This window comes from Pseudomonas sp. MYb327 (genome assembly GCF_040438925.1).
Taxonomy (GTDB): domain Bacteria; phylum Pseudomonadota; class Gammaproteobacteria; order Pseudomonadales; family Pseudomonadaceae; genus Aquipseudomonas.
In genome coordinates, this window is record NZ_CP159258.1 from 5,799,105 (window position 1) to 5,813,019 (window position 13,915).

The 13,915-nt window shown below is 56.8% G+C and carries 16 protein-coding genes; 13 read left to right on the forward strand and 3 right to left on the reverse strand.

What is annotated here, in order from left to right; all coding sequences use genetic code 11:
• From rpmD to bfr, 11 genes are all read left to right on the forward strand, one after another.
• The gene (rpmD, locus tag ABVN21_RS26235) at positions 1 to 177 is read left to right on the forward strand and encodes a 50S ribosomal protein L30 (RefSeq protein ID WP_003176408.1); all 177 of its coding nucleotides are present in this window, start codon (positions 1 to 3) and stop codon (positions 175 to 177) included.
• Between the two features lie 3 nt (positions 178 to 180).
• Complete coding sequence (rplO, locus tag ABVN21_RS26240) at positions 181 to 618, forward strand: 50S ribosomal protein L15 (protein WP_003228720.1); 438 nt, start codon at positions 181 to 183, stop codon at positions 616 to 618.
• Complete coding sequence (secY, locus tag ABVN21_RS26245) at positions 619 to 1,947, forward strand: preprotein translocase subunit SecY (protein ID WP_003228718.1); 1,329 nt, start codon at positions 619 to 621, stop codon at positions 1,945 to 1,947.
• Positions 1,948 to 1,971: 24 nt separating this feature from the next.
• Positions 1,972 to 2,088, forward strand: a complete 117-nt coding sequence (rpmJ, locus tag ABVN21_RS26250; protein WP_002555468.1) for a 50S ribosomal protein L36 — start codon at positions 1,972 to 1,974, stop codon at positions 2,086 to 2,088.
• Between the two features lie 130 nt (positions 2,089 to 2,218).
• Positions 2,219 to 2,575, forward strand: a complete 357-nt coding sequence (gene rpsM, locus ABVN21_RS26255) for a 30S ribosomal protein S13 (RefSeq protein ID WP_009045849.1) — start codon at positions 2,219 to 2,221, stop codon at positions 2,573 to 2,575.
• Positions 2,576 to 2,605: 30 nt separating this feature from the next.
• On the forward strand, positions 2,606 to 2,995 hold the full coding sequence (rpsK, locus tag ABVN21_RS26260) for a 30S ribosomal protein S11 (protein ID WP_002555466.1): 390 nt from the start codon (positions 2,606 to 2,608) through the stop codon (positions 2,993 to 2,995).
• An 18-nt stretch (positions 2,996 to 3,013) separates the two neighbouring features.
• The gene (gene rpsD, locus ABVN21_RS26265; protein ID WP_003176404.1) at positions 3,014 to 3,634 is read left to right on the forward strand and encodes a 30S ribosomal protein S4; all 621 of its coding nucleotides are present in this window, start codon (positions 3,014 to 3,016) and stop codon (positions 3,632 to 3,634) included.
• A 22-nt stretch (positions 3,635 to 3,656) separates the two neighbouring features.
• On the forward strand, positions 3,657 to 4,658 hold the full coding sequence (gene rpoA / locus ABVN21_RS26270) for a DNA-directed RNA polymerase subunit alpha (protein ID WP_007924176.1): 1,002 nt from the start codon (positions 3,657 to 3,659) through the stop codon (positions 4,656 to 4,658).
• Positions 4,659 to 4,700: 42 nt separating this feature from the next.
• Positions 4,701 to 5,087, forward strand: a complete 387-nt coding sequence (gene rplQ / locus ABVN21_RS26275; protein WP_007970429.1) for a 50S ribosomal protein L17 — start codon at positions 4,701 to 4,703, stop codon at positions 5,085 to 5,087.
• Positions 5,088 to 5,285: 198 nt separating this feature from the next.
• Positions 5,286 to 6,740, forward strand: coding sequence for a catalase (locus ABVN21_RS26280; RefSeq protein ID WP_339555503.1), 1,455 nt, complete (start codon positions 5,286 to 5,288; stop codon positions 6,738 to 6,740).
• Positions 6,741 to 6,889: 149 nt separating this feature from the next.
• Positions 6,890 to 7,354 (forward strand): bacterioferritin, encoded by a 465-nt coding sequence (bfr, locus tag ABVN21_RS26285; RefSeq protein ID WP_339555502.1) that lies wholly within the window; start codon positions 6,890 to 6,892, stop codon positions 7,352 to 7,354.
• 64 nt (positions 7,355 to 7,418) lie between these two features.
• On the opposite strand, the gene uvrA is transcribed toward bfr, so the two are convergent.
• Entirely contained in the window at positions 7,419 to 10,253 is a 2,835-nt protein-coding gene (gene uvrA / locus ABVN21_RS26290) for an excinuclease ABC subunit UvrA (protein WP_339555501.1), read from the reverse strand.
• A gap of 190 nt (positions 10,254 to 10,443) precedes the next feature.
• On the opposite strand from uvrA, the gene ABVN21_RS26295 reads away from it, so the two are divergent.
• Positions 10,444 to 11,841, forward strand: coding sequence for an MFS transporter (locus tag ABVN21_RS26295; protein ID WP_339555500.1), 1,398 nt, complete (start codon positions 10,444 to 10,446; stop codon positions 11,839 to 11,841).
• 9 nt (positions 11,842 to 11,850) lie between these two features.
• A complete protein-coding gene (locus ABVN21_RS26300; RefSeq protein WP_339555499.1) occupies positions 11,851 to 12,363 on the forward strand; it encodes a single-stranded DNA-binding protein in 513 nt (170 codons plus the stop codon).
• A 77-nt stretch (positions 12,364 to 12,440) separates the two neighbouring features.
• On the opposite strand, the gene ABVN21_RS26305 is transcribed toward ABVN21_RS26300, so the two are convergent.
• Positions 12,441 to 13,265, reverse strand: a complete 825-nt coding sequence (locus ABVN21_RS26305) for an alpha/beta hydrolase (protein ID WP_339555498.1) — start codon at positions 13,263 to 13,265, stop codon at positions 12,441 to 12,443.
• Between the two features lie 38 nt (positions 13,266 to 13,303).
• Positions 13,304 to 13,852, reverse strand: a complete 549-nt coding sequence (locus ABVN21_RS26310; RefSeq protein WP_339555497.1) for a cysteine hydrolase family protein — start codon at positions 13,850 to 13,852, stop codon at positions 13,304 to 13,306.
• Between the last annotated feature and the right edge of the window lie 63 nt (positions 13,853 to 13,915).

The window sequence follows — 13,915 nt, forward strand, 5'->3', positions numbered from 1 at the left end:
ATGGCTACCGTTAAAGTAACGCTGATCAAAAGCATGACCGGCCGCATCCCTAACCACAAACTGTGCGTTAAGGGTCTGGGTCTGCGTCGCATCGGTCACACTGTAGAAGTCCAGGATACTCCCGAGAATCGCGGGATGATCAACAAGGCTTACTACATGCTGCGTGTCGAGGGTTAATCGATGAAACTCAATGATCTGAGTCCAGCGCCGGGTTCCCGTCGCGAAAAGCATCGTCCGGGCCGTGGTATCGGTAGTGGTTTGGGTAAGACTGGTGGCCGTGGTCACAAAGGTCAAACCTCCCGCTCCGGTGGCACCATTGCTCCAGGCTTTGAAGGCGGTCAACAGCCGCTGCATCGTCGCCTGCCGAAGTTCGGTTTCGTTTCCCTGAAAGCCATGGACCGCGCAGAAGTGCGTCTGTCCGAGCTGGCTAAAGTGGAAGGCGACATCGTCACCGTGCAGTCCCTGAAAGATGCCAACGTGATCAACGTCAACGTTCAGCGTGTGAAAATCATGCTGTCCGGCGAAGTTACTCGCGCTGTAACCATCGGAAAGGGAATCGGCGCCACCAAAGGTGCGCGTGCGGCTATCGAAGCAGCTGGCGGCAAGTTCGAGGAATAAATGGCTAAGCAAGGTGCTCTCTCTGCGCTCGGCAAAGGCGGTATGTCTGAACTCTGGGCTCGTCTGCGTTTTCTGTTCCTGGCGATTATCGTCTACCGAATAGGCGCACACATCCCGGTTCCAGGTATCAACCCGGACCGACTCGCGGACCTGTTTCGACAGAATGAGGGGACCATTCTTAGCTTGTTCAACATGTTTTCCGGCGGCGCGCTGGAGCGGATGAGCATCTTTGCGCTGGGGATCATGCCGTACATTTCGGCATCGATCATCATGCAGCTGATGACCGCCGTCAGCCCGCAGCTGGAGCAGTTGAAGAAGGAAGGTGAAGCTGGCCGTCGCAAGATCAGCCAGTACACCCGCTACGGCACTGTCGTCCTGGCTCTCGTCCAGGCCATTGGCATGTCCATTGGTCTGGCGGGGCAGGGCGTAGCGTTCACTGGTGACTTTGGCTTCCATTTCGTCGCGGTATCCACTTTTGTGGCTGGTGCGATGTTCATGATGTGGCTGGGTGAGCAGATTACTGAGCGTGGTGTTGGCAACGGTATCTCGATGTTGATTTTTTCGGGTATCGTCGCCGGTCTTCCGAGAGCGATCGGGCAGTCTTTCGAGTCTGCGCGTCAGGGTGATATCAACATCTTCGCCCTAGTTGCCATCGGTTTGCTGGCAGTAGCGATTATCGGTTTCGTGGTGTTCATTGAGCGTGGTCAGCGTCGTATTGCTGTTCACTACGCCAAGCGTCAGCAGGGCCGAAAGGTCTTCGCTGCGCAGACCAGCCACTTGCCGCTGAAGGTGAACATGGCCGGCGTTATTCCGGCTATTTTCGCGAGCAGCATTTTGCTGTTCCCGGCTTCGTTGGGTGCCTGGTTCGGCCAGTCTGAAGGTATGGGCTGGTTGCAGGACATCTCGCAGTCGATCGCTCCTGGTCAGCCGTTGAATATTCTGCTGTTTAGTGCAGGGATTATTTTCTTCTGCTTCTTCTATACGGCGTTGATGTTCAATCCGAAAGACGTAGCGGAAAACCTGAAGAAGTCCGGTGCCTTTATTCCGGGCATCCGTCCAGGTGAGCAGTCTGCGCGCTACATTGATGGCGTTCTGACTCGCTTGACCATGTTCGGTGCTCTTTACATGACGGCCGTGTGCCTGTTGCCCCAGTTCCTGGTGGTTGCAGCCAACGTACCGTTCTACCTTGGCGGGACCTCGTTGCTGATCGTCGTCGTGGTTGTGATGGACTTCATGTCCCAAGTACAATCGCACCTCGTTTCGCACCAGTACGAATCCCTGATGAAGAAAGCCAACCTGAAGGGTTACGGCAGCGGCATGCTGCGCTGACCCATAAGGTTCGAGGAGTTGGTGATGAAAGTTCGTGCATCGGTGAAAAAGCTGTGCCGTAACTGCAAGATTATTCGCCGCGAAGGTGTTGTTCGAGTAATTTGCAGCGCGGAACCGCGTCACAAACAGCGCCAAGGCTGAGTGTGATTGTGCTTCAAGCCCGGTAGCTAGTGCGCTACCGGGTTGATTATTTGTTATTACAGCGATATTATCTCGCGCCCTATTTCTTGGCTTCCGGGGCGTAGGTAGCTGTCAATTGGAGTCCCACTGAATGGCCCGTATTGCAGGCGTTAACATTCCAGATAACAAGCATACTGTTATCTCGCTGACCTACATCTATGGTGTTGGTCGCACTACTGCACAGAAAATTTGTGCAGAGACTGGGGTAAACCCAGCAGCAAAGATCAAAGATCTGAGCGACGAGCAAATCGAACAGCTGCGTGGCGAAGTGGCGAAGTTCACCACTGAAGGTGACCTGCGTCGCGAAATCAACATGAAAATCAAGCGCTTGATGGACCTCGGTTGCTATCGCGGTCTGCGTCATCGTCGTGGTCTTCCAGTACGCGGTCAGCGTACCAAGACCAACGCGCGTACCCGTAAAGGTCCGCGTAAGCCGATCCGCAAGTAATCGCCCCAGCGAATCGACAGGAAAATTATCATGGCAAAACCTGCTGCTCGTCCTCGTAAAAAAGTTAAAAAGACAGTGGTTGATGGCATCGCCCACATCCATGCATCTTTTAACAACACCATCGTGACCATTACCGACCGTCAAGGTAACGCTCTTTCCTGGGCTACCTCCGGTGGTTCGGGTTTCCGCGGTTCCCGCAAGTCCACCCCGTTTGCTGCTCAAGTAGCTGCTGAACGTGCTGGTCAAGCTGCGCTGGAATACGGCCTGAAAAACCTCGACGTAAACGTCAAAGGTCCAGGTCCAGGTCGTGAATCCGCAGTTCGCGCTTTGAACGGCTGTGGCTACAAGATCGCCAGCATCACCGACGTGACGCCAATCCCGCACAACGGGTGCCGTCCGCCGAAGAAGCGCCGCGTGTAATCCAGGAGATTGTAAAGAATGGCTCGTTACATTGGTCCAAAATGCAAACTCGCTCGTCGCGAAGGCACCGATCTCTTCCTGAAGAGCGGCGTGCGCGCGATCGAATCGAAGTGCAACATTGAAGCAGCACCTGGTATCCACGGCCAACGCCGCGGTCGCCAGTCCGATTACGGCACCCAACTGCGTGAAAAGCAGAAGGTCCGTCGTATCTACGGCGTTCTCGAGCGTCAATTCAGCGGCTACTACAAAGAAGCTGCTGGTAAGAAAGGTGCAACCGGTGAAAACCTGCTGCAACTGCTCGAATGCCGTCTGGACAACGTTGTATACCGTATGGGCTTTGGTTCGACTCGTGCCGAATCCCGTCAGCTGGTATCGCACAAGTCGATCAGCGTAAACGGTCAAACCGTTAACGTTCCGTCCTACCAGGTTCGTGCTGGTGACGTGGTTGCTGTTCGCGAGAAAGCAAAAAACCAACTTCGCATTGTCCAAGCTCTCGATCTGTGTGCCCAGCGTGGCCGCGTAGAATGGGTAGAAGTAGACACTGAGAAGAAGTCGGGCGTTTTCAAGAACGTTCCAGCTCGCAGTGATCTGTCCGCCGACATCAACGAAAGCCTGATTGTCGAGCTCTACTCCAAGTAAGGGCTAGAAAATAGGTGCATCCATGCAGATTTCGGTAAATGAGTTCCTGACACCTCGCCACATTGATGTGCAAGTTGTCAGTCCAACCCGCGCCAAGATCACTCTCGAGCCTCTCGAGCGTGGTTTTGGCCACACCCTGGGCAACGCGCTGCGCCGCATCCTGTTGTCCTCAATGCCCGGCTGTGCAGTAGTCGAGGCCGAGATTGACGGTGTGCTCCACGAGTACAGCGCCATCGAAGGTGTACAGGAAGACGTAATTGAAATCCTGTTGAACCTTAAAGGTCTGGCTATCAAGCTGCACGGTCGTGACGAAGTTACGCTGACCTTGTCGAAGAAGGGTTCGGGGGTGGTTACCGCTGCCGATATTCAGCTGGATCATGATGTCGAGATCGTTAACCCCGATCACGTAATCGCTAACCTGGCGTCTAACGGCGCCCTGAACATGAAGCTAGTAGTAGCTCGTGGTCGTGGTTATGAACCGGCCGACTCGCGTCAGAGCGATGAAGACGAAAGCCGCAGCATTGGTCGCTTGCAGCTTGACTCTTCGTTCAGCCCGGTTCGCCGTATCGCATACGTGGTGGAAAACGCCCGTGTCGAGCAGCGTACTAACCTGGACAAGCTGGTTATTGATCTGGAAACCAACGGTACTCTGGATCCTGAAGAGGCTATCCGCCGCGCTGCAACCATCCTGCAACAGCAGTTGGCTGCGTTCGTCGACCTCAAAGGTGACAGCGAACCAGTGGTAATCGAGCAAGAAGACGAGATCGATCCGATCCTGCTTCGCCCGGTTGACGATCTGGAACTGACTGTACGTTCGGCTAACTGCCTTAAGGCGGAAAACATCTACTACATCGGTGACCTGATTCAGCGTACCGAAGTAGAGCTGTTGAAGACTCCGAACCTTGGCAAGAAATCCTTGACTGAAATCAAGGACGTTCTGGCCTCCCGCGGTCTGTCCCTCGGCATGCGCCTCGACAACTGGCCGCCTGCAAGTCTTAAGAAGGACGACAAGGCGACTGCCTGATCGTCGTAATCACCGAACGTAGTGTTTGGTAAGGAATGAACCATGCGTCATCGTAAAAGTGGTCGTCACCTGAGCCGCACCAGCTCGCACCGCAAGGCCATGTTCCAAAACATGGCGGTGTCGCTGTTCGAGCACGAGCTGATCAAAACTACTCTGCCAAAAGCTAAAGAACTGCGCCGCGTTGCCGAGCCGCTGATCACTTTGGCCAAGACAGATAGCGTTGCTAACCGTCGTCTGGCTTTCGACCGTACTCGTTCGAAAGCTATCGTTGGTAAGCTCTTCAACGACCTGGGCAAGCGTTACGCTACCCGTGAGGGTGGCTACCTGCGCATCCTCAAGTGCGGTTTCCGCGCTGGCGACAACGCGCCTATGGCGTACGTCGAGTTGGTTGATCGTGCTACTGCTGGCGAAGCTGTATCCGCCGAGTAAGACGTCAGTCTGAAACAAAGGACCGGGCCTAGTGCCCGGTTTTTTGTGCCTGTTTGAAAAGCGATCAAACGTGCGTGCAGTTTAGTTTTTATCTATCGATTGACATTAGTCAATGAATTAGAGCATGTCATCTCGATCATCAATACTTCCTTTCAGCCGATTAGCCGGCAGTTCAAGACTGACAAAGGAAGAGATCGCATGAGCCAAAATAAAACGCTTACAACTGCCAGTGGCGCTCCTGTCGCCGATAACCAGAATTCCCGTTCCGCCGGCCCTCGAGGCCCCCTGCTCCTCGACGACTTCCACTTGATCGAGAAGCTCGCACACTTCAATCGTGAAAACATTCCTGAGCGTCGTGTACACGCCAAGGGTTCGGGGGCTTACGGTACGTTTACCGTGACTCGCGATATCACCCAATACACCAGCGCCAGGTTGTTTGAGTCTATCGGCAAGCAAACTCCAACCTTTCTGCGGTTCTCCACTGTCGGTGGCGAACGCGGCTCGGCTGATACCGAGCGCGATCCTCGTGGCTTTGCGCTGAAGTTCTACACCGAGGAAGGCAACTGGGACATTGTTGGCAACAACACGCCGGTGTTCTTCATTCGTGATCCGCTGAAATTCCCGGACTTCATACACACTCAAAAGCGCCTGCCGCAAAGCAACCTGAAAAGCGCCCAGGCGATGTGGGACTTCTGGTCGCACTCTCCTGAAGCGTTGCACCAGGTCACTATCTTGTTTTCGGATCGCGGCATTCCCGATGGCTACCGTCACATGCACGGGTTCGGCAGTCACACCTATAGCTTGATCAGCGCCAAAGGCGAACGTCACTGGGTCAAGTGGCACTACAAGACCCAGCAAGGGATCAAGAATCTGGCGCCAGCAGACGCCGCACGCTTGGCCGGTACAGATCCTGATTACGCACAGCGTGATCTGTTTGAGGCTATTGAGCGCGGCGACTACCCGAAGTGGCGTGTGTGCATACAGATCATGAGCGAGGCCCAAGCCGAAGCGCACTACGAGAATCCGTTCGACGTGACCAAAACCTGGTCGCAGAAAGAGTTTCCGCTGATCGAAGTCGGTGTGTTGGAGTTGAACCGTAATCCGCTCAATTACTTTGCCGAAGTCGAACAAGCTGCCTTTGGTCCGAGCAACATGGTGCCGGGTGTAGGACTGTCGCCAGATCGCATGTTGCAAGGTCGTGTTTTCGCTTACGCCGATGCGCACCGCTACCGTGTTGGCACCAACCACCAGCAACTGCCGGTGAACGCGCCTCGCAGTCCGGTAAACACTTACCAACGCGATGGCTCAATGGCGTTTGGTAGCAACGGCGGTGCGGCACCGAACTACGAGCCGAACAGCCACGTGGACTCGCCTAAGCAGGCGCCTCGTTATGCCGAGCCTGGGTTGGCTTTGAGCGGCGCTGCGGATCGCTATGATCATCGTGAGGATACCGACTACTACAGCCACGCCGGTGCACTGTTCCGGTTGATGAGCGATGATCAGAAAAAACTACTGGTCAGCAATATCTCCGGCGCAATGGCAGGCGTATCAAGCGATGTGGTCGACCGTCAGTTGCAGCATTTCTACAAGGCCGATCCGGCGTATGGAGAAGCAATCGCAACGCTGCTCAACGTACAGCTTAACGAAGTCTAAATGAGAAGCAGAACCGCCCTTATTTGGGCGGTTTTTACGTTATTTAAACTATTTTTCTCAGAATATCTTCGCTTTTATCGCGCAAACGAAGTGACCAATCCGTCGTCGTGGTTCAAACTACAGACTTTCAAGCAGGGAGATGTAGGGCGATGCAAGGCCACCCAGACGTAATCGATTACCTCAACACATTGCTGACCGGCGAACTGGCCGCGCGCGATCAATATTTCGTCCATTCGCGGATGTATGAGGACTGGGGTTTCACCAAGCTCTACGAACGAATCAACCACGAAATGGAAGAAGAAGCAGGGCACGCCGACGCGCTGATGCGCCGGATCCTCATGCTTGAAGGCACTCCGCGTATGCGTCCGGACGACCTTGATGTTGGGACTACGGTGCCGGAAATGCTCGAAGCGGATCTACGTCTTGAGTACAAAGTCCGAGCAGCGCTGTGCAAGGGCATCAAGCTCTGCGAGCAGCACAAGGACTATGTCAGTCGCGAAATGCTGCGGGTCCAATTACATGACACCGAAGAAGATCACACTTACTGGCTCGAGAAGCAGTTGGGCCTGATCAAGTTGATTGGTCTCGAGAATTACCTGCAATCCCACGCCTGATTGCTCGGATACAACAAAGCCCCTGTCACTGATGAGGTGACAGGGGCTTTTTCATGGCCTGGATTCAGGCCCTGTCGCGTTCCAGCAGCGGCTTGAGGTAGAAGCCGGTGTGAGATTGCTTCATCTCGGCGACTTCTTCCGGCGTGCCGACAGCAATGATCTGCCCGCCTTTGGAACCACCTTCCGGCCCGAGGTCCACCAGCCAGTCGGCGGTCTTGATCACGTCCAGATTGTGCTCGATGACCACCACCGTGTTGCCGTGGTCGCGCAGTCGATGCAGGACGTCGAGCAATTGCTGGATATCCGCGAAGTGCAGGCCAGTCGTTGGCTCGTCGAGGATGTATAAGGTCTTGCCGGTGTCGCGCTTGGATAGCTCGCGGGACAGTTTCACCCGTTGAGCCTCACCACCGGACAGTGTCGTCGCCGATTGTCCAAGCTTGATATAGGACAGGCCGACGTCCATCAGTGTCTGGAGCTTGCGAGCCAGTGCCGGTACCGCGTCGAAGAACTCCCGTGCTTCCTCGATAGTCATCTCGAGAGTTTCGTGGATGCTCTTGCCCTTGTATTTGATTTCCAGGGTTTCGCGGTTGTAGCGTTTGCTCTTGCACACGTCGCACGGCACGTAGATGTCCGGCAGGAAGTGCATTTCCACCTTGATCAGGCCATCACCCTGGCAGGCCTCGCAGCGTCCGCCCTTCACGTTGAAGGAGAAACGCCCCGGACCGTAACCCCGGGAACGGGATTCCGGCACGCCGGCGAACAGTTCGCGAATCGGCGTGAACAGCCCGGTGTAGGTCGCGGGGTTGGAGCGCGGTGTGCGACCAATCGGACTCTGGTCGATGTCGACGACCTTATCCAGATGCTCCAGGCCCTTAATGCTGTCGTGAGCGGCAGCCTCTAGCGTTGTGGCACCGTTCAGCGCCGTGGCACTCAGAGGAAACAGCGTGTTATTGATCAGCGTCGATTTGCCCGAGCCGGACACCCCTGTCACGCAGGTCAGCAGGCCGATCGGAATATCCAGGTCGACATTGCGCAAGTTGTTGCCGCGGGCGCCCTTGAGGGACAACGACAACTTTTTGTTGCGCGGTGTGCGCTTGGCCGGAACTTCGATCTTCACTCGCCCTGACAGGTACTTGCCGGTCAGCGAGTCAGGGTGTGCCATGACTTCTGCCGGCGTGCCTTCAGCAACGATATGTCCGCCGTGAACGCCGGCACCCGGGCCGATATCCACCACATAGTCAGCCAGGCGAATCGCGTCTTCATCGTGCTCGACGACGATCACCGTGTTGCCGATATCGCGCAGGTGCTTGAGGGTGCCAAGCAAACGGTCGTTATCGCGCTGATGCAGGCCGATGGAGGGTTCGTCGAGGATGTACAGAACGCCCACCAGGCCGGCGCCGATCTGACTGGCCAAACGAATACGTTGAGCCTCGCCACCGGACAAGGTGTCCGCGCTACGATCCAGCGACAGGTAATCGAGGCCGACGTTGACCAGAAACTGCAGGCGCTCGCGGATTTCCTTGAGGATCTTGTCGGCAATCTCGCCACGGCGGCCAGTGAGTTTCAGCCCGCCGAAGTAATCACACGCATCGCCGATGGGCAGGTTGGTCACTGCCGGCAGGGTTTTTTCCCCGACCCACACGTGCCGCGCTTCACGCCGCAGGCGGGTGCCGCGACAGTCAGGGCAAGCCTGGGTGCTGAGGAACTTGGCCAGCTCTTCGCGCACCGAGGCCGACTCGGTTTCGCGGTAGCGGCGTTCCAGGTTCGGCACGATGCCTTCGAACGGGTGCGAGCGTTTGACGATATCGCCGCGGTCGTTCAGGTATTTGAAATCAACGTTTTTCGAACCGCTGCCATGCAAGATTTGTTTCTGCTGATCGGCCGGCAGTTCATTGAATGGCACTTCCAGGCTGAATTTGAAGTGCGAAGCCAGCGAGCCAAGCATCTGGAAGTAATAGACGTTGCGCCGGTCCCAGCCGCGAATCGCGCCTTCGGCCAACGTCAGTTCGCCGTTGACCAGGCGCTTGATGTCGAAAAATTGCTTTACGCCCAGGCCATCGCAGGTCGGGCAAGCACCTGCCGGGTTGTTGAAGGAAAACAGCTTCGGTTCGAGCTCGCTGATGGCGTGGCCGCAAATCGGGCAGGCGAAGCGTGCGGAGAAGATCATTTCTTCGCCGGGCTCGTCGTCCATCGGCGCGACCAGAGCGATGCCGTCTGCCAGCTTCAGCGCGGTCTCGAAGGATTCGGCCAGACGCTGTTGCAGGTCAGCACGGACCTTGAAGCGGTCGACCACGACGTCAATCGTGTGCTTCTTCTGTTTGTCGAGCTTGGGCGCTTCGTCCAGCTCATACAGCTTGCCGTTGATCCGGGCACGCACAAAGCCCTGGGCTCGCAGTTCTTCGAAGACTGAAAGGTGTTCGCCTTTGCGCTCGCGGATTACCGGGGCCAGCAACATCAGTTTGCTGCCCTCCGGTTGCGCGAGGACCAGGTCAACCATTTGGCTGACGGTCTGCGCTTCCAGGGGAATGTCGTGATCCGGGCAGCGCGGAATGCCGACGCGTGCATAAAGAAGGCGCAGGTAATCGTAGATTTCGGTAATGGTGCCGACGGTCGAACGCGGGTTGTGCGAGGTCGACTTCTGTTCGATGGAGATCGCCGGCGACAGGCCTTCGATGGTGTCTACGTCGGGCTTTTCCATCATCGACAAGAACTGCCGGGCATAGGCCGACAGCGATTCAACGTAGCGGCGCTGGCCTTCGGCGTACAGCGTGTCGAATGCCAGGGAAGACTTGCCGGAGCCGGACAGGCCGGTGATGACGATCAGCTTGTCCCGTGGCAGGGTCAGGTCGATGTTCTTCAGGTTGTGGGTTCGAGCCCCACGAATCAGGATCTTGTCCAAGGTGGCCTCGCTCGGCGGGCGTCGAAAACGTAGGAGTATACGGCCAAATACTGGATGGATGCACACTATCGAATAATGTCATTACAGCCTTAGATGAAAGCTCTGTCATCTAGCGCGGCAAAGCGTCGCGATATACCCCGCCAATCGATGGGACTGGTAGAATCGCCGCCGGTTCACATGAGGTTTTTCCATGCACGATCCCCACAGCGAACGCATGAGTGGCAGCGAGACCCGCGCGGCGAGTGGTCTGGCCCTGGTGTTCGCCTTCCGTATGCTAGGCATGTTCATGGTGTTGCCGGTGTTGGCGACCTATGGCATGGACCTGGCGGGCGCGACCCCGGCCCTGATCGGGCTGGCGATTGGCGCTTATGGCCTGACCCAGGCGATTTTCCAGATTCCATTCGGCTTCATTTCCGACCGCATCGGCCGCCGCCCGGTGATCTACCTCGGTTTGATCGTCTTCGCCCTCGGCAGCGTGCTCGCGGCCAACGCCGATTCGATCTGGGGCGTGATCGCCGGACGAATCCTGCAAGGTGCCGGAGCAATTTCTGCAGCGGTCATGGCGTTGCTGTCAGACCTGACCCGTGAACAGCATCGGACCAAAGCCATGGCCATGATCGGCATGACGATTGGTCTGTCGTTCGCTGTCGCCATGGTTGTCGGACCGCTGCTGACTCGCGCGTTTGGCCTGTCCGGGTTGTTCCTTGCCACCGGCGGCATGGCCTTGTTTGGCATTGTGATCGTGATGTTCATGGTGCCGCGCTCCACGGGGCCGTTGCAGCATCGCGAATCCGGCGTGGCGCGCCAGGCTTTGATCCCGACGCTCAAGCATCCGGACTTGCTGCGCCTGGACCTCGGCATTTTTGTGCTGCACGCGATGCTGATGTCGAGCTTCGTCGCTTTGCCGCTGGCCCTGGTCGAAAAAGCCGGGCTGCCCAAGGAGCAGCACTGGTGGGTGTACCTGACCGCGCTGCTGATTTCTTTCTTCGCCATGATCCCGTTCATCATCTACGGCGAGAAGCGACGCAAAATGAAACGAGTTTTGCTCGGCGCCGTCGTGACGCTGATGCTCACTGAGCTATTCTTCTGGCAGTTCGGCGACAGCTTGCGGGCTCTGGTGATCGGTACGGTGGTGTTCTTTACCGCGTTCAATCTACTGGAAGCTTCGTTGCCATCGCTGATCAGCAAGGTTTCACCGGCAGGCGGCAAAGGCACGGCGATGGGGGTTTATTCCACCAGTCAGTTCCTCGGATCGGCACTGGGCGGGATCCTCGGCGGCTGGTTGTTCCAGCATGGCGGTTTGTCGGTTGTGTTCCTCGGTTGCGCCGGGCTGGCTGCACTTTGGCTGGTCTTTGCTGTTACCATGCGTGAACCTCCCTACGTGACAAGCCTGCGCTTGCCGTTGTCGCCCGAGGCAATCCGCGAAGCGGGTCTGGTCGAGCGCCTGAAGGCTGTCGTAGGGGTAACAGATGCAGTGATCGTCGCGGATGAAGCGGCGATTTACATCAAATTGGACACCGAACTATTGGATCGCACCACCCTTGAGCGCCTGGTGAACAACCCGGCCGAGGCAGCGTGCGTAGCCTAGGAGAACGTAATGGCCCGTGGGGTTAACAAAGTCATATTGGTCGGCACTTGCGGCCAGGATCCTGAAGTTCGTTACCTGCCGAATGGCAACGCCGTGACCAACCTGAGTCTGGCGACCAGCGAACAGTGGACCGACAAGCAAACCGGTCAGAAAGTCGAAAAAACCGAATGGCACCGTGTGTCGATGTTCGGCAAGGTTGCAGAGATCGCTGGCGAATACCTTCGTAAAGGTTCGCAGGTCTACATCGAAGGCAAACTGCAGACCCGCGAGTGGGAAAAAGACGGTATCAAGCGTTACACCACTGAAATCGTGGTCGACATGCAAGGCACCATGCAATTGCTGGGTGGCCGTCCTCAGGGCGAGCAACAGGGCCAGGGCGGTGGTAACTACCAGCAATCCGCTCCGCGTCCGCAGGCTCAGCGCCCAGCACCGCAACAGCAGCCACAGCGTCCAGCGCCTCAACAAGCCGCGCCGCAACCGGCTCCGGATTTCGACAGCTTTGACGACGATATTCCGTTCTAAGCAACTGCTTCCCCGAACGGCATAAAAAAGGCCCGTAGCGCTCAACCGCTACGGGCCTTTTGCTTTTTCAGATTCGATCAGCTTTTGGAAAACGCCAACATATCCGCATTTACCTGTTCCTTATGCGTATCCGTCAGTCCATGGGGTGCCCCGGGATAGACGATCAATTCGGCATGTTCGATCAGGCGTTTGCTCTCCAGCCCGGCCGCTTGGATCGGTACGATCTGGTCGTCATCGCCGTGGATGATCAGGGTCGGCACATCAAACTTCTTCAGGTCTTCGCGGAAATCGGTTTCCGAGAACGCCTTGATGCTGTCCAGGGTGTTCTTGTGGCCGCCCATCATGCCTTGCATCCAGAACGAGTCGATCAACCCTTGCGAGGCTTTGGCGCCTGGGCGGTTGAAACCGAAGAACGGGCCTCCGGCGATGTCTTTGTACAGCTGCGAGCGGTCGGCGATGGAGCCGGCGCGGATGCCGTCGAAGACTTCGATCGGCAGGCCCTTCGGGTTGGTATCGGTTTTCAGCATCAGCGGTGGTACGGCGGAGATCAGCCCTGCTTTCGCCAGACGGCCGGTGCCGTGACGGCCAATGTAGCGGGCAACTTCGCCGCCGCCCGTGGAGAAACCGAAGAGAATCACGTCCTTGAGGTCCAGATGCTCAATCAGTTCCGCCAGGTCATCGGCGTAGTGATTCATGTCATTGCCGTCCCACGGCTGGCTGGATCGGCCATGGCCCCGACGATCATGTGCGATGGCGCGGAAACCGTTGTTGGCGAAATGCAGCATCTGCGATTCCCAACTGTCGGCGCTCAAGGGCCAGCCGTGGCTAAACACCACCGGTTGTCCGCTGCCCCAATCCTTGTAGTAGAGGGTGTTGCCTTCGCGAGTCGTCAGAGTAGCCATGTCGATCATCTCCAATGAAGTAGCGTGAATGAGGCTTTTTAACGGGCAAGGAATTCGTCGGTGGACACCACGTTGGCGTAGGCAAAGCCCAAGGCCGACATGAAGGCCGCATGAACATGCGCCGCCGGAACGGTCACGCCGTTGAATTCCAGGTCACGGGAGGCACAGGCATCGTGTATCACCGTGACGCTGTAGCCGAAGTCGTTGCCGGCGCGGGTGATGCCATCGACGCACATGTGGCTCATGCTGCCGACGACCACCAGTTCCTCGATGCCTTGCTCGTCGAGAATGGACTTTAGTTCGGTTTCGCGGAAAGAGTTGACGAAGTGCTTGAGCACCACCGGCTCGTTGCCTTGATTGAGCACTTTGGGGTGCAGCTTGGCGCCGTCGGAGCCCGGAGTGAAAAAAGGTGCGTCTTCGGAGGTGAATTCGTGGCGGATGTGCACCACCGAATCACCTGCGTCACGAAAGGCTTTGAGCAGACGAACGGCGTTGTCTGCGGCGGCATCGGCGCCGACCAGCGGCCACTTGCCTTGAGGGAAGTAGTCTTTTTGGATATCGACTACGATGAGTGCTTGCTTGGCCATGACTGTTTCCTCGAAGTGCGGGTTGGTGTGGAATGAAGTATTGGCCCTGGCAAACCATCCGTG